This is a genomic window from Thauera aminoaromatica, assembly GCF_000021765.1.
Taxonomy (GTDB): Bacteria; Pseudomonadota; Gammaproteobacteria; order Burkholderiales; family Rhodocyclaceae; genus Thauera; species Thauera aminoaromatica.
The window spans coordinates 693420-707679 of record NC_011662.2 but is presented as its reverse complement, the minus strand read 5'-3'; the positions used below and the strand labels follow the sequence as shown (position 1 = coordinate 707679).

The window sequence follows — 14260 nt, the reverse complement described above, 5'->3', positions numbered from 1 at the left end:
GTCGTGCGCGGGGTCGTCGCCTCCCGGCCGCCGAGCGAATAAGCAATCCGTTTTTTCTTGGTTCGGGTGAAGGCGCACGAAGGCTAAATTTTCGCCATCGCACTCACCCATCCGGAGAAAGAAATGAAGCTCGGCCCCCTTCGCAGCACCCTGCTCACCCTGGCGCTCGCCACCGGCCTCGCCGGCGTCGCCCACGCGCAGACCACCCTGCTCAACGTCTCCTACGACCCCACACGCGAGCTCTACCAGGACTTCAACCCCGAGTTCGCCAAGCACTGGAAAGCCCGCACCGGCGAGACCGTCACCATCAAGCAGTCCCACGGCGGCGCCGGGAAGCAGGCGCGCGCGGTGATCGACGGCCTCGAAGCCGACGTTGTCACGCTGGCCCTGGCCTACGACATCGACGCCATCGCCGAGCAGACGGGCAAGATCCCCGCCGACTGGCAGAAACGCCTGGCCAACAACAGCTCGCCCTACACATCGACCATCGTCTTCCTGGTACGCAAGGGCAACCCCAAGGGCATCAAGGACTGGGGCGACCTGGTCAAGCCGGGCGTCGAGGTCGTCACCCCCAACCCCAAGACCTCCGGCGGCGCGCGCTGGAACTACCTCGCCGCCTGGGCCTACGCGCTCAAGCAGCCGGGCGGCAACGAACAGACCGCGCAGGTCTTCGTCACCGAACTGATCAAGCACGTGCCGGTGCTGGATTCGGGCGCCCGCGGCGCCACCAACACCTTCGTCCAGCGCGGCATCGGCGACGTGCTGCTGGCGTGGGAGAACGAGGCCTTCCTGTCGATCAACGAACTCGGTCCGGACAAGTTCGAGATCGTCGTGCCCTCGATCTCGATCCGCGCCGAACCGCCGGTCACCGTCGTCGATGGCGTGGCGAAAAAGCGCGGCACCGAGAAGCTCGCCCAGGCCTACCTCGAGTACCTGTACTCGCCGGTCGGTCAGAAGATCGCAGCCAAGCACTACTACCGACCGGTCAGGCCCGAACACGCCGACCCGGCCGACGTCGCACGCTTCCCGAAAGTCGAGCTGATCACCATCGAGGACCTCGGCGGCTGGCAGGCGGCGCAGAAGAAGCACTTTGCCGACGGCGGGGTGTTCGACCAGATCTACGCCAGGTAGGCCCGAGCGGCGCGATAGCGATCCGGGCGTTCGACATCCGCCACCGGGCCCGCCGATCAGGTCAGCGCATCGGCCCAGATGTTGCGCGCCCAAGCCAGCGCGTACTTGCCTTCGAGGTCGTTGGCCACCGCCGACAGCCCGCCCGCGCCCTTGACCGGCAGCAGCGTGTTCTCCTGCGTGTCGAACTTGTGGATCGATGCCACATGCACCGCGTCGCGGTCGGAGACGAAGCTGTAGCAGGTGTTGGCGATGATCGGCGCCGGATTGGGCTCGAGCCCGGTGAGGCTGGCGATGACCGCATCCGCCGCCACCTTGGCGTGGTTGTTGGCCATGAAGCCGGACTTGGGCATCCCGGGCGCGGTGGCGATGGCATCGCCGATCAGGTGCACGCCCGCCACCGCGGTCGACTCGAAGCTGCGGAAATCGACCCCCGCCCAGCGCCCGCCCACATTGGCGAAGGGGCTGGCGATGAGGCCGCTGCGCTGCGGCGGGATGACGTTGAAGAGCTCGGCGCGGACGCTCTCGAACTCGAACTTCCCGACATTGGCGCGCACGTCGAAGTCCTGCAGCACGCTGTCGGGGCGATATTCGATGATGCCCTTGTAGCGCTCCTCCCAGGCCTGCAGGAACAGCGCCTTCTTGGAGGTGATCTCGGGGTTGCCGTCCAGGATCAGCACCTTGGAGCGCGGCTTGTGCTGCTTGAAGTAGTGGGCGACGACGCTGGCGCGCTCGTAAGGCCCGGGCGGGCAGCGGTAGGGCGCCTTGGGGATCGAGAGCGCGAAGACCCCGCCATCCGGCAGTTCTTCCAGGCGCTTGCGCAGCGCCACGGTCTGCGCACCGGCCTTCCACGCGTGCAGCACCTGCTGCCGGGCGTCGGCGTTGTTCAGGCCCGGGATCTGCTCGTAGAGAAAGTCGATGCCGGGCGCGACGACGAGCCGGTCCCAGGGCAGCGGATCGCCCTTGGCCAGACGGACTTCGCGCTTGTCCACGTCGATGGCCACCGCCTCGTCGCGCACCAGGCGCACGCCGTACCGGGCCAGGCCATCGTAGGCGAGGGTGATGTCCTCGATCCGCTTGACACCCGCCAGCACCAGGTTGCTGATCGGGCAGGAGACGAAGTTCTGGTTGCGCTCGACCAGGGTCACCTCGAGGCGGGGCTCCCACTTCTTCAGATACTTGGCGGCGGTGGCGCCGCCGAAGCCGCCGCCGATGACGACGACGCGCCCCGGCGCGGCGCGGCCGACGGGGGTCGCGCATGCGCCGACGCCCACGCCGGCACCGAGCGCAAGGGCCAGGCCACCGGCCGACCGGATGAAACCGCGACGATCGATTGTGCTCATGTGCGCCTCCTCAGCGCTTTGCCTGGGCGGCGAACCACTGCGCCAGCCCTTGCAGTTCTTCATCCGTGTAGCCCTTGGCGTGCTGATGCATGACGGTCGCCGGACGCACATCGCGCTTGAACTCGATGAGCAAGGTGTAGAGCTCGTCGGCGTTCCGTCCTGCAAGGCTCGTCATGCCGGCCTGGGCGTGACCATCGGTGCCGTGGCAGGCCGCGCAGGCGGCCGCCCACACGCGCAGCGCGCGATCGCCGGGCGCGGCGTGCACCGATAAAGGGAAGGCGAGTGCGGCGGCGGCCGCAAGGGCCGCGCGCGCGCGAGTTGCGATGAACATGTCGGTTTTCTCCGCATGGGTTGGACGGGGCGGATGCTCGCCGATCCGCCCGCGAAACTGAAAGCAATATTCTGTCCGGGCATCCTGATCCGCGGATCGCCCCACCACCCGCTCAGGATCGACGCCGCCAGCGCCCGATCGCGAGCATCAGCGCCGCACCGAGGACCGCGCCGGTCCCCAGCCCCGCCCAGCTGCCGACCGGAACCGGATTGCGCACCGCGATGTAGAGCAGCGCGACGGGCAAGGCGATCGCGAAGGCGATGTTTCCACCATCGCGGGTGCGCACGAGCAGCGCGCAGACGGCGTAGAGAAAGCGAATCAGCCCGACCAGCAGCAGCGCCAGCAGGAAATTGCCGAAGAAGTCCGTCACTACGTGCTCCTTGATCCGATCTAGCCAGCCCGGGCCGGAACGGGCGCCATGGCGGGGCCTGCATTGTATGCAAGCAGCGGCGCGGTCTGGGCGGCCAGATTGCGTTCTGGCTCGATTAGCAGAAAAGCGAATAAGCAACGCGGTTTTTATTATTTTTTTGCCCTGCAGCAACTGACTAGACTCGCTTTCATCCCCCCATGAAAGGAGTCCGACATGGCCAGCAAAGCCCGCCTGGCGCCCATCCGACACCCCGCCCGCGCCACGTGCCGGGCCGATCGCAGAAACGATCGCGAGCTTCGCCACGCCGAGTGCGTCGAGCCGATCGTGGAGCAAGGCTGATGTCCACCGCCAGGACCTTCCGCGTACTGCCCGGCTTCGGGCCCACGCTCGGCTACACCCTCGCCTACCTGTCGCTGCTCGTGCTGATCCCGCTCGCGGCGGTGTTCCTGAAGACGGCCGAACTCAGCCTGGCCGAGTTCTGGGACGTCGTCACCGCGCCGCGGGTCGTCGCCTCCTACAAGCTGTCCTTCGGCATGTCGCTGCTCGCCGCCGCGATCAACGCGGTGTTCGGGCTGATGCTGGCGTGGGCGCTGGTGCGCTATTCCTTTCCCGGCAAGAAGCTGATCGACGCCCTGGTCGACCTGCCCTTCGCGCTACCCACCGCGGTGGCCGGCATCGCGCTGACCGCGCTGTACGCGAAGAACGGCTGGATCGGCCAGTTCCTCGAGCCGCTCGGCATCCAGGTCGCGTTCAAGCCGCTCGGCGTGCTGGTGGCGCTGGTCTTCATCGGCCTGCCCTTCGTGGTGCGCACGGTGCAGCCCATCCTCGAGGACCTCGACACCGAACTCGAAGAAGCCGCCACCAGCCTCGGCGCGCAGCGCTGGCAGGCCTTCCGCCACGTCATCCTGCCGATCGTGTTCCCGGCGCTCCTGACCGGCTTCGCGCTCGCCTTCGCGCGTGCGGTGGGTGAATACGGCTCGGTGATCTTCATCGCCGGCAACCTCCCGATGGTGTCGGAGATCACCCCGCTGATGATCATCACCAAGCTCGAGCAGTACGACTACACCGGCGCCACCGCGATCGCGACCGTGATGCTGATCCTGTCCTTCGCCCTGCTGCTGCTCATCAACGGCCTGCAGGCGTGGACCGCCAAACGAACCGGGAGGGACCGCTGACATGGCCGCCACGACCACCCTCCGCCCCGTCGCGGCGACCGGCTTCGGCCAGACCCGCTTCGAGGCGCGCGCGGCCACCCGCGAGACGGCGCTGGTGAAGTGGCTGATCCTCGGCACCGCGCTCAGCTTCTTCGCGGTGTTCCTGCTCATGCCGCTGATCGCGGTCTTCGTCGAGGCGCTGCGCAAGGGCTGGGAGACCTACGCCAGCGCGCTGGTCGACCCCGACGCGCTGTCCGCGCTGCGCCTGACCCTGCTCGCCGCGGCGATCGCGCTGCCGCTGAACCTGGTGTTCGGCGTGTGCGCGGCGTGGGCGATCGCCAAGTTCGAGTTCCGCGGCAAGCACTTCCTGATCACGCTCATCGACCTGCCCTTCTCGGTCTCGCCGGTGATCGCCGGCCTGATCTACGTGCTGGTGTTCGGCGCCCAGGGCTGGCTGGGGCCGTGGCTGGCGGAACACGACGTGAAGATCATCTTCGCGGTACCGGGCATCGTGCTCGCCACCGTGTTCGTGACCTTCCCCTTCATCGCCCGCGAGCTGATCCCGCTGATGCAGGCGCAGGGCAAGGAGGAAGAGGAGGCCGCGGTGGTGCTCGGTGCCAACGGCCTGCAGACCTTCTGGTACGTGACCCTGCCGAACGTGAAGTGGGGCCTGCTGTACGGCGTGATCCTCACCAACGCACGCGCGATGGGCGAGTTCGGCGCGGTGTCGGTGGTGTCCGGGCACATCCGCGGCGAGACCAACACGCTGCCGCTGCACGTCGAGATCCTCTACAACGAGTACCAGTTCGCCGCCGCGTTCGCGGTGGCCTCGCTGCTCGCCCTGCTGGCGCTGGTCACCCTGGGCATCAAGACCTGGATCGAGCACCGCGCCGCGCACGCGCAACACGACCTTCACGAAGGACAGCCATGAGCATCCAGGTTCGCAACATCCACAAGCGCTTCGGCAGCTTCATCGCCCTCGACGACGTGTCGCTCGACTTTCCCACCGGCGAGCTGGTGGCGCTGCTCGGCCCCTCGGGCTGCGGCAAGACCACGCTGCTGCGCGTGATCGCGGGACTCGAATCGGCCGATGCCGGCCAGGTGCTGCTCGACGGCGACGACGCCTCGGGCACGCATGTGCGCGATCGCCAGGTGGGCTTCGTGTTCCAGCACTACGCGCTGTTCCGCCACATGAGCGTGTTCGACAACGTCGCCTTCGGGCTGCGCATGAAGCCGCGCGGCCAGCGGCCGACGGAGAAGCAGATCGCCGGGAAGGTGCACGCGCTGCTCGACCTCGTGCAGCTCGACTGGCTCGCCGACCGCTTCCCGGCCCAGCTCTCCGGCGGCCAGCGCCAGCGCATCGCGCTCGCGCGCGCGCTCGCGGTGGAGCCGCGCGTGCTGCTGCTCGACGAGCCCTTCGGCGCGCTCGACGCCAAGGTGCGCAAGGAGCTGCGGCGCTGGCTGCGCAAGCTGCACGACGAGCTGCACGTCACCTCGATCTTCGTCACCCACGACCAGGAAGAGGCACTCGAAGTCGCCGACCGCGTGGTGCTGATGAACCAGGGCGCGGTCGAGCAGATCGGCACGCCGGAAGAGGTCTACCGCCGACCGGCGACGCCCTTCGTATATGGTTTTCTCGGCGCGGTGAACCTGTTCCACGGCCGCGTCGACGGCGAGGGCCTGCGCGTCGGCGACGCGCGCCTGCCACAGCAGGCGCGCGGCTTCGGCGAGGGCGCCGAGGTGCTGGCCTTCGCTCGCCCGCACGAGCTCGACATCGTGCCGGACGCCGGCGCGGGCGAGGGCATCGCGGCACGGGTGAGCCGCGTCCTGGCCTTCGGGATCACGGCGCGCGTCGAGCTCGATGGCCTGAACGGCGCCCAGGGCCAGCATTTCGAGGTGGAGATCACGCGCGAGCGCGTCGACCGCCTCGGTCTCGCGGAAGGACAGGCCGTGCGCCTGCTACCCTCGCACCTGAGCCTGTTCGAATCGCGACAGGCCGCCACGACGGCCGGAGCCGCCCGATGAATTTCCAGCAGTTGCGCATCATCCGCGAGACCGTACGGCGCGGCTTCAACCTCACCGAGGTGGCGAACGCGCTGTTCACCTCGCAGTCGGGGGTGTCCAAGCACATCAAGGACCTCGAGGACGAGCTCGGCATCGAGCTCTTCGTGCGCAAGGGCAAGCGCCTGCTCGGCCTCACCCCGCCCGGCGAGGAGCTGGTGGTGATGGTCGAGCGCATGCTGCTCGACGCTGCCAACATCAAGCACCTCGCCGAGCAGTACCGCGGCCGCGACCAGGGCCAGCTCACTGTGGTGACCACGCACACCCAGGCGCGCTACGCGCTGCCCAAGGTGGTGGCGGCCTTCAAACGCGCCTACCCACGCGTGCTGCTCAAGCTGCACCAGGGCAGCCCGCACGAGATCGTGCAGATGCTGCTCGACGGCGAGGCCGACATCGGCGTGGCCACCGAGGCGCTGGCCGAGGTGCCGGAGCTGGCCTCCTTCCCCTACTACGGCTGGCAGCACGCGGTGGTCGTGCCCGCCGGGCACCCGCTCGAAGAAGCGCACCCGCTGACCCTGGAGGCGATCGCCACGCATCCGCTCATCACCTACCACGAGGGCTTCACCGGCCGCACCCGCATCGACCAGACCTTCGCCCGCGCCGGGCTGACGCCCGGCGTGGTGATGTCGGCGCTCGACGCCGACGTGATCAAGACCTATGTGGAGCTCGGGCTGGGCGTGGGCATCCTGGCCTCGATGGCCTTCAACCCGGCGCGCGACCCGGGCCTGCGCAAGCTCGACAGCGACCACCTGTTCGCCGAGAACGTCACCCGCATCGCGGTGCGTCGCGGCCACTACCTGCGCGGCTTCGCCTACCGCTTCATCGAGCTGTGCGCGCCCGAGCTGACCGAGACGGTGGTCGCGGACGCGGTGGGCGGCACGGCGGGCTGAACCGGCGCGTCGCCAGCCGAGCGGGCGCCTGCCGCCCGCAGGCTCAGTCGGCGAAGGCGCCCAGCGCCGCGCACAGGGTGGCCTCGTCGACGCCGTCGGCCAGCATCGCCACCTGCGCGCCGGCCAGCCACAGCGCGGCCTCCTTCATCTCGAAGGCGCTCCCCGCCTTCAGCGCCGCCACCACCGCGCCCGCCTCGCGCGGCGAGGCGAAGCCCTCGCCCTGCAGCAGCAGGCGGCCGTCGGCGTCGACCAGCTTGAAGTGGAAGCGGCCGTCGGCCTCGCGGTACTGCTTGAACTGGGGCTGTGCGGTCTTCGCCTTCTCGGCCTTGGCCTCGCCCGCCACGCTGGCAAGATTGCGCAGGCCCACCGCGCGGCGCAGCTCGCCGAGGAAGGGGGTGGCGATCGCGCGCGCCTTGGCGGCGCCTTCGTGCAGATGCTTCTCGATGCGCGCCGGCTCGGCGATCAGCACCAGGTAGTGCTCGCGCATCGGCGCCACCGCGGCCTCGATCTTCTCGAACAGCGCCTGCTTGGCCTCACCCCAGGCGATACCCTCGTCGAAGGCGGTACGCATGGCGCGCGTCTCCTCGGCGGTCGAGAAGGCCTGGTAGAGCTGGAACAGCGCCGAGCCGTCGGCGTCCTTGGGCTCGCCCGGCGCCTTGGAGTCGGTGACGATCGAGAAGATCAGCCTCTTCAGCTCGGCCGTGGGGGCGAACAGCGGGATGGTGTTGTCGTAGCTCTTGCTCATCTTGCGGCCGTCCAACCCGGGCAAGGTGGCAACCGAGGCGTCGATCGCGGCCTCGGGCAGCACGAAGTGCTCGCCGTAGAGGTGGTTGAAGCTGCCCGCCATGTCGCGCGCCATCTCGATGTGCTGGATCTGGTCGCGCCCGACCGGCACCGAGTGCGCCTTGAACATCAGGATGTCGGCGGCCATCAGCACCGGGTACATGTAGAGGCCCATGTTGACCCCGGCATCGGGATCGACGCCCTCGGCGGTGTTCTTGTCCACCGCCGCCTTGTAGGCGTGGGCGCGGTTGAGCAGGCCCTTGCCGGCGACGCAGGTGAGCAGCCAGGTGAGCTCGGGGATCTCGGGGATGTCGGACTGGCGGTAGAACCACACCCGGTCGGTGTCCAGCCCGGCGGCGATCCAGGTGGCGGCGATCTCCAGCGTCGAGCGCTGCACGCGCAGCGGGTCGGTGGTCTTGATCAGCGCGTGGTAGTCGGCCAGGAAGTAGAAGCTCTCGACACCGGGCTGGCGGCTGGCGGCGACCGCCGGACGGATGGCACCGGCGTAGTTGCCGAGGTGGGGCGTGCCCGAGGTGGTGATCCCGGTGAGGACGCGCTGGACAGACATGGATCGCTCCGGCTCGAATTGGTCAGGGAGCGCGAGTTTAACGGCTTCGACGCGTGCGGATAAGGCGGATGCGCTACGGGGGCGTGCGCGCCGGGTCGATCGCGCTCACTCCTGCCAGCGCAGCGAGAGACGCGCACCGCCCTGCGGCACGAGATCGACCCAGTGCTCCTGGCGCGCGCCGGCATAAGACGCGGAGATCCGGTAGCGCCCCGGCGCGGGCACGTCGGCCTGCCCGATCGGCCCGCACGACGCCTCGACGCGCTGCCCGGAGAGCGGCTCGTCGACCCGCGTCTCGACGTCGGTGACCCAGCCGCCCGCGGTGGTGGAGAAGAACACGGTCAGCGCATGCATGTCGATCTCGGCGCGCATGCGCTCGGACTCCTCGAGCCCGATGCCGCCGCACTCGAGCCGGAGCATGGGCGCATCCTCGACCACCGCCTGCGTCCATCCGGGAGCGGCGAGCGCGAGCAGGGCAAGGGCGGCGAACACGCGGTTGCAGGGTTTCATCATCTGGTGCGACTCCCGGTACCGCCCGGATCGGGCACCCGCATTGTTCGCGGCTCCCCGCGCGCCGGCAAGCGCAGCCGGGAAAGGCCCGCTCCGCTCAGCGCGCCTCGGCATGGCTGCGCGACCACAAGGGCCGCAGCGCGAGCAGGCCGAGCACCGGCCCCGGCAGCAGCAGCCAGGCGACGCGGTCGCCGATCGAGGGCCACAACCGGGTGACGAGTTCGATCGACACCATGGTGATCGCGAAGCCGATCGCGTTCTGGAAGGCGAGCGCGCTGCCCACGCTCTCGGGCGGGCAGGCGCGCGCCGACAGCGCGGAGAAGTGCGGCGAGTCGGCGACCACGCTCGCGCCCCACAGCAGCATCAGCCCGGCCAGCGCCAGCGGCGGCCAGGCGGTGGCGAAGGGATACAGCGCACAGCACAGCGCCGACACCGCCAGCGCCAGGGCAGCGACCCGCGCGCTGCCGATGCGGCGGCTGAGCCAGCCGCCGAGCACGCAACCGACGGCACCGATGCCGATCACCGCGAAGGCCGGCCCGGACGGCAAACCCACCTCGGCCCCGCGCGCCGCGCTCACCAGCAGCGGTACCAGCGTCCAGAAGGCATACAGCTCCCACTGATGCCCGAAGTAGCCGAGGGCGGAGGCACGGAAGTCCGGCGCACGCAGCGCGTACAGCCCCTCGCCCAGGCGCAACCGCGGCGCCCCGGCGCGACGGGCGAGGTGCGGGCCGTCGCCGAGCGTGAAGATCATCGCCGCCGCCAGCAGCGCGAGCAGCGAGGACACCAGCAGCGTGGCCTGCCAGCCCCAGCCGGCATCGAGAAAGCGCACCCCGTGCGGCAGCGCCGTGCCCAGCGTCAGCATGCCGACCAGCCAGGCCAGCGCCGCGCCCGCCTGCTGGGGCACCCAGCTCACCACCAGCTTCATCCCGAGCGGATACACGCCGGCGAGCGCGAGCCCCACCGCGAAGCGCCACGCCAGGCCCTCGCCCAGCCCGTGGGCGAGCAGCGCGAAGCCGGCGTTGGCCACCGCCCCGATGACCGCGCAGACGGCGAAGATGCGGCTCGCCGGAAAGCGGTCGGCCAGGCCGCTGAGCGAGAATCCCAGGGTGCCGGCGATGAAGCCGAGCTGCACCGCGATCGTCAGCCTGCCGATGTCGGCCGGCTGCAGCGCCCAGGTGCGCAGGAGGTCCTCGCCGGCGGCGTTCGCGGAAAACCACAGCGAGGTCCCGAAGAGCTGGGCGAGGACGATGACGAGGAGTGGAGGGGCGCGCATGGCGCAGCAGTGTGCCACAGGGCGCGCAGGGGCTCAAGCGCGGCGATCCACGCGCAGGACGGCGCGCCCGCCAGGCCGTGCCGCGGCGGCCCCGTGGGCGCGGCTGCCCGAACGGGTTAACATTGCGCTTCCCGGCCGCATGCACACCGCGGCTGTGCGCGGCCCGCGCAGACCAGCCTCCCGGCCGGCCCTTCGTTGCCAGTTCCCTTATGTCAGCCCACACCGTGACCCAGCCTCTTACCGAACGTCCCCGCGTCCCCGTCATCACCGTGGGCCTGCGCCCCCACCCCACCAGCCCGGACGCCGAGGCGCCCTGGCAAGGCCTCGTGGGCCGCCTGCTCGCCACCATGTTCGCCCTCCCCGAAGGCGGCGCGGTGTTCGAGTTCCGCCTCGAGGAGAGCCGTCCCGCCCAGCTCGCGATCCCGGCGCCGGCCACACCCGGCCCCGCCGACGAGCTGTGGAAGCACACCTGCTTCGAGGTCTTCCTCGGCGCGCCGGGCGAGGCCGGGTATCGCGAATACAACTTCTCGCCCTCGGGACAGTGGGCGGTCTATGGCTTTCGCGCTTGGCGCGAGCGCATCGAGGACTACGTCCCCGCGGCCACGCCCGAGGTCCTCTTCAGCCAGACGGACGACGGCCTGGTGCTGGAGGCGCGCGTGCCCGCCGAGCTGCTGCCGGCGGTGCCGGCGGGCAGCGACCTGCAGGTGAGCCTGGCCGCGGTCGTCGAGCGCAAGGACGGCACGCTCGAATACTGGGCCCTGCGCCACGCCGCCGCGCAACCCGACTTCCACGCCCGCGACACCTTCGTGCTGACCCTGGCCACCGCGACGCACAAGGCGGACTGAAGCCATGGCGCACCCCGTCCGCTTCGGCCTCGACCGCCTGCTGCAGGAGCCCGAGCTGCGCCGCCCGTTGGCGGGCAGGCGCGTCGCCCTGCTCGCCCACCCGGCCTCGGTCACCCGCGACCTGACCCACTCGCTCGACGCCCTCGCCGCCCTGCCCGACCTCACGCTGTCGGCCGCCTTCGGCCCCCAGCACGGCCTGCGCGGCGACAAGCAGGACAATATGGTGGAGTCGCCCGACTACACCGACCCGCTGCTCGGCATCCCGGTGTTCAGCCTGTACGGCGAGGTTCGCCGCCCGACCGCGGCGATGATGGACACGTTCGACGTGCTGCTGGTCGACCTGCAGGACCTCGGCTGCCGGATCTACACCTTCATCACCACGCTGCGCTACGTGCTGGAAGAGGCGGCGCGACACGGCAAGGCGGTGTGGGTGCTCGACCGCCCCAACCCCGCCGGCCGCCCGGTCGAGGGCACGCTGCTGCGCGCCGGCTGGGAGAGCTTCGTCGGCGCCGGCCCCCTGCCGATGCGCCACGGCATGACCATGGGCGAGCTCGCGCACTGGTTCGTCGCCACGCTGAAGCTCGACGTCGAGCTGCGCGTGATCGAGATGCAGGGCTGGCAGCCAGACGACGCCCCCGGCTATGGCTGGCCGCTCGGCGAGCGCACCTGGATCAACCCCAGCCCCAACGCCCCCAACCTGTGGATGGCGCGCGCCTACGCCGGCACCGTGATGCTGGAAGGCACGACGCTGTCCGAAGGCCGCGGCACCACCCGGCCGCTGGAGCTCTTCGGCGCGCCCGATGTCGACGCGCGCGCGCTCGTCGGCGAGATGCGCAGCCTGGCGCCCGAGTGGCTCGCCGGCTGTGTGCTGCGCGAGTGCTGGTTCGAGCCCACCTTCCACAAGCACGCCGGCAAGCTGTGCAACGGCGTGCACATCCACGTCGAGGACCCCGCGCATTACGAGCACGCCGCCTTCCGCCCGTGGCGGGTGCAGGCGCTCGCCTTCAAGGCGATCCGCAGGCTGTGGCCCGACTACCCGCTGTGGCGTGACTTCCCCTACGAGTACGAGCACGAGCGCCTCGCCATCGACCTGATCAACGGCTCGCCCTTGCTGCGCGAGTGGGTGGACGACCCCGCGGCGACGCCGGCCGCGCTCGACGCGCTCGCCCGCCCCGACGAAGCGGCGTGGCTGGAGACGCGCCGCCCCTTCCTGCTCTACCCGGATTGAGGCATCGCCGCGGCCAGCCGCCTCGCCTCGGCGAGCGCGCGGTCGAGCTCGTCGTGCAGGATCGCCGCGGGCAGCTGCGGCGCCCCCAGGCGCAGCAGCTGGGCGTGGATCTCGGGCGGCACCACCACCCGCGCCGCGATCGACTGCGCCTGCAGGCCCTCGATCATCTCCTCGAGCGCGAACTGCGCCGACAGGTCCATGAAGGGCACCCGGCTGCAGTCGAAGACGACCACGCGGGTGCCGATCACCTGGTCCACGCGGTCGAGCAGCTGGCTCGCCGAGCCGAAGAAGAAGGCGCCCTCGATCTCGATCACGCGGATGCCGCTGGCGAGCCCGGGGAGTTCATGGCCGGCGGCTTCGCGACCGCCCTCCCCGGCGTGCGGCAGCGGGCGCACGCGCAGGCGGCTGTGGCGGGCGAGGCGGTGGATGATCAGCGCCATCGACAGGATCACGCCCGCGCCCACCGCGACGATCAGGTCCACCAGCACGGTGAGCGCGAACACCGCCGCCATCACCCCCACGTCGGCGCGCGGCGCGGTGCGCACGAGGCGCAGCATGCGGTAGTCGAGGATGTCCACGCCGACCTTGATCAGGATGCCGGCGAGCACCGCGAGCGGGATGCGTTCGGCGAGCGGCCCCAGCCCGAGCAGCAGCGCGAGCAGGAAGAGCGCGTGCACCACGCCCGAGGCACGCCCGCGCCCACCCGACTTGATGTTGATCACCGTGCGCATGGTCGCCCCCGCGCCCGGCAGGCCGCCGACGAAGGCGCACAGCAGGTTGCCGATGCCCTGGCCGATGAGCTCGCGGTTGGAGTGGTGGCGGGTGCGCGTGATCGAATCCGCCACCAGCGAGGTCAGCAGGCTATCGATGCTGCCGAGCACCCCGAGGGTGATGCCGAGCAGCAGCACGGTGGTCCAGGTCTCGAGCGTGAAGCTCGGCAGCGCCGGCACCGGCAAGCCAGCGGGGATGTCGCCGATCACCGGCACCCGCAGGCCGGCGGCGACCGACAACGCGCTCATCGCCACCAGCGCCACCAGTGGCGCGGGCACGATCCGGCTGACCGCCATCGGGGTGCGGAACACGATCAGCAAGGTGAGTCCGCCGAGCAGCAGCGCCTCGCCATTCACGTTCGCCAGCACGCCGGGCAGCGCCAGCACCGCGGCCAGCGGCGAGGACGCCGGCGTCACGCCGAGCAGCGGCGCGCTCTGCAGCAGCACGATGATCACGCCGACGCCGCTCATGAAGCCGGAGACCACCGGATAGGGGATGAAGCGCACCAGCCCGCCGCTGCGCAGCACGCCGAGCCCGACCTGCACCAGCCCGCCCACCAGCACCGCCGCCATCGCGAGGGCGAGGTCGCCGCCCACCGCCACGAGCGCGGAGGCGAACACCACGGTCATCGGCCCGGTGGGGCCGGAGATCTGCATGCGGGTGCCACCGAGCAGTGCGGCGACGAAGCCGAGCACGATCGCACCGTAGAGTCCGGCCGCCGCGCCCGCGCCGGAGGCGACGCCGAAGGCGAGCGCGAGCGGTAGCGCCACGATGCCGGCGGTGAGACCGCCGAAGAAGTCCCCGCGCCAACGGCCGAGCGCCGAAGCCTGCGCATTCATGAGCGCCTCGATTCGAGTCTCGTCCGGGCGGCTCGGACGGGTTCATGGGTGCTGTCCCCGACCGCCGTGTTTTACGCCACGATGTGGCAAAAGACGGCGCACCGCAAGCCCCCGGCAGCGCCACTTCCCCACTTTTCCGGACGCCCCGCTTCAGGCGGCATTCAGCTTC

The 14260-nt window shown here is 70.4% G+C and carries 15 protein-coding genes; 8 read left to right on the top strand and 7 right to left on the bottom strand.

Going from position 1 to position 14260, the window contains the following annotated elements; genetic code table 11:
• The first annotated feature begins 123 nt into the window (after positions 1–123).
• A complete protein-coding gene (locus TMZ1T_RS03050) occupies positions 124–1131 on the top strand; it encodes a sulfate ABC transporter substrate-binding protein (protein WP_012584554.1) in 1008 nt (335 codons plus the stop codon).
• Positions 1132–1187: 56 nt separating this feature from the next.
• Here TMZ1T_RS03050 and TMZ1T_RS03045 read toward each other — a convergent pair whose 3' ends face one another.
• The 3 genes from TMZ1T_RS03045 to TMZ1T_RS03035 form a co-directional block, all read right to left on the bottom strand.
• Positions 1188–2471 carry an NAD(P)/FAD-dependent oxidoreductase gene (locus tag TMZ1T_RS03045; protein WP_012584553.1) on the bottom strand — a complete coding sequence of 428 codons (1284 nt, stop codon included), beginning with the start codon at positions 2469–2471 and terminating at the stop codon, positions 1188–1190.
• A gap of 10 nt (positions 2472–2481) precedes the next feature.
• Entirely contained in the window at positions 2482–2802 is a 321-nt protein-coding gene (locus TMZ1T_RS03040) for a c-type cytochrome (protein WP_012584552.1), read from the bottom strand.
• A gap of 112 nt (positions 2803–2914) precedes the next feature.
• Positions 2915–3172 (bottom strand): hypothetical protein, encoded by a 258-nt coding sequence (locus tag TMZ1T_RS03035; protein WP_012584551.1) that lies wholly within the window; start codon positions 3170–3172, stop codon positions 2915–2917.
• 213 nt (positions 3173–3385) lie between these two features.
• Between TMZ1T_RS03035 and TMZ1T_RS21485 the strand changes: the two genes are divergently transcribed.
• From TMZ1T_RS21485 to TMZ1T_RS03015, 5 genes are read left to right on the top strand one after another with little or no spacing between them, the layout of a single operon-like run.
• On the top strand, positions 3386–3511 hold the full coding sequence (locus tag TMZ1T_RS21485) for a hypothetical protein (protein WP_261789168.1): 126 nt from the start codon (positions 3386–3388) through the stop codon (positions 3509–3511).
• Positions 3511–4347, top strand: a complete 837-nt coding sequence (cysT, locus tag TMZ1T_RS03030; RefSeq protein WP_012584550.1) for a sulfate ABC transporter permease subunit CysT — start codon at positions 3511–3513, stop codon at positions 4345–4347. Before TMZ1T_RS21485 ends, cysT begins: the two co-directional genes overlap by 1 nt.
• A 1-nt stretch (position 4348) precedes the next feature.
• Positions 4349–5257 carry a sulfate ABC transporter permease subunit CysW gene (cysW, locus tag TMZ1T_RS03025; protein WP_012584549.1) on the top strand — a complete coding sequence of 303 codons (909 nt, stop codon included), beginning with the start codon at positions 4349–4351 and terminating at the stop codon, positions 5255–5257.
• Positions 5254–6351 carry a sulfate/molybdate ABC transporter ATP-binding protein gene (locus tag TMZ1T_RS03020; RefSeq protein WP_004304861.1) on the top strand — a complete coding sequence of 366 codons (1098 nt, stop codon included), beginning with the start codon at positions 5254–5256 and terminating at the stop codon, positions 6349–6351. The genes cysW and TMZ1T_RS03020 overlap by 4 nt, the downstream gene beginning before the upstream one ends.
• Positions 6348–7277: a CysB family HTH-type transcriptional regulator gene (locus TMZ1T_RS03015; RefSeq protein ID WP_012584548.1), complete on the top strand. Its 930-nt coding sequence runs from the start codon at positions 6348–6350 to the stop codon at positions 7275–7277. Before TMZ1T_RS03020 ends, TMZ1T_RS03015 begins: the two co-directional genes overlap by 4 nt.
• A 43-nt stretch (positions 7278–7320) precedes the next feature.
• On the opposite strand, the gene TMZ1T_RS03010 is transcribed toward TMZ1T_RS03015, so the two are convergent.
• From TMZ1T_RS03010 to TMZ1T_RS03000, 3 genes are all read right to left on the bottom strand, one after another.
• Positions 7321–8628 (bottom strand): tryptophan--tRNA ligase, encoded by a 1308-nt coding sequence (locus TMZ1T_RS03010; RefSeq protein ID WP_012584547.1) that lies wholly within the window; start codon positions 8626–8628, stop codon positions 7321–7323.
• A 105-nt stretch (positions 8629–8733) separates the two neighbouring features.
• Complete coding sequence (locus TMZ1T_RS03005) at positions 8734–9138, bottom strand: hypothetical protein (RefSeq protein WP_012584546.1); 405 nt, start codon at positions 9136–9138, stop codon at positions 8734–8736.
• A 94-nt stretch (positions 9139–9232) separates the two neighbouring features.
• A complete protein-coding gene (locus tag TMZ1T_RS03000; RefSeq protein ID WP_012584545.1) occupies positions 9233–10408 on the bottom strand; it encodes an MFS transporter in 1176 nt (391 codons plus the stop codon).
• Positions 10409–10617: 209 nt separating this feature from the next.
• Here TMZ1T_RS03000 and TMZ1T_RS02995 point away from each other — a divergent pair, with 209 nt between their 5' ends.
• Both TMZ1T_RS02995 and TMZ1T_RS02990 read left to right on the top strand, forming a co-directional pair.
• Complete coding sequence (locus TMZ1T_RS02995; protein ID WP_012584544.1) at positions 10618–11253, top strand: DOMON-like domain-containing protein; 636 nt, start codon at positions 10618–10620, stop codon at positions 11251–11253.
• A 4-nt stretch (positions 11254–11257) separates the two neighbouring features.
• On the top strand, positions 11258–12481 hold the full coding sequence (locus TMZ1T_RS02990) for an exo-beta-N-acetylmuramidase NamZ family protein (RefSeq protein ID WP_012584543.1): 1224 nt from the start codon (positions 11258–11260) through the stop codon (positions 12479–12481).
• On the opposite strand, the gene TMZ1T_RS02985 is transcribed toward TMZ1T_RS02990, so the two are convergent.
• On the bottom strand, positions 12469–14091 hold the full coding sequence (locus TMZ1T_RS02985) for a SulP family inorganic anion transporter (RefSeq protein ID WP_012584542.1): 1623 nt from the start codon (positions 14089–14091) through the stop codon (positions 12469–12471). The two genes, TMZ1T_RS02990 and TMZ1T_RS02985, sit on opposite strands and share 13 nt — an antisense overlap.
• Positions 14092–14260 lie beyond the last annotated feature (169 nt).

Coding starts and splice junctions, on each gene's coding strand:
- TMZ1T_RS03050 (WP_012584554.1), top strand. CDS start 124: ATGAAGCTCGGCCCCCTTCGCAGCACCCTGCTCACCCTGGCGCTCGCC.
- TMZ1T_RS03045 (WP_012584553.1), bottom strand. CDS start 2,471: ATGAGCACAATCGATCGTCGCGGTTTCATCCGGTCGGCCGGTGGCCTG.
- TMZ1T_RS03040 (WP_012584552.1), bottom strand. CDS start 2,802: ATGTTCATCGCAACTCGCGCGCGCGCGGCCCTTGCGGCCGCCGCCGCA.
- TMZ1T_RS21485 (WP_261789168.1), top strand. CDS start 3,386: ATGGCCAGCAAAGCCCGCCTGGCGCCCATCCGACACCCCGCCCGCGCC.
- cysT (WP_012584550.1), top strand. CDS start 3,511: ATGTCCACCGCCAGGACCTTCCGCGTACTGCCCGGCTTCGGGCCCACG.
- cysW (WP_012584549.1), top strand. CDS start 4,349: ATGGCCGCCACGACCACCCTCCGCCCCGTCGCGGCGACCGGCTTCGGC.
- TMZ1T_RS03020 (WP_004304861.1), top strand. CDS start 5,254: ATGAGCATCCAGGTTCGCAACATCCACAAGCGCTTCGGCAGCTTCATC.
- TMZ1T_RS03015 (WP_012584548.1), top strand. CDS start 6,348: ATGAATTTCCAGCAGTTGCGCATCATCCGCGAGACCGTACGGCGCGGC.
- TMZ1T_RS03010 (WP_012584547.1), bottom strand. CDS start 8,628: ATGTCTGTCCAGCGCGTCCTCACCGGGATCACCACCTCGGGCACGCCC.
- TMZ1T_RS03005 (WP_012584546.1), bottom strand. CDS start 9,138: ATGATGAAACCCTGCAACCGCGTGTTCGCCGCCCTTGCCCTGCTCGCG.
- TMZ1T_RS03000 (WP_012584545.1), bottom strand. CDS start 10,408: ATGCGCGCCCCTCCACTCCTCGTCATCGTCCTCGCCCAGCTCTTCGGG.
- TMZ1T_RS02995 (WP_012584544.1), top strand. CDS start 10,618: ATGTCAGCCCACACCGTGACCCAGCCTCTTACCGAACGTCCCCGCGTC.
- TMZ1T_RS02990 (WP_012584543.1), top strand. CDS start 11,258: ATGGCGCACCCCGTCCGCTTCGGCCTCGACCGCCTGCTGCAGGAGCCC.
- TMZ1T_RS02985 (WP_012584542.1), bottom strand. CDS start 14,091: ATGAATGCGCAGGCTTCGGCGCTCGGCCGTTGGCGCGGGGACTTCTTC.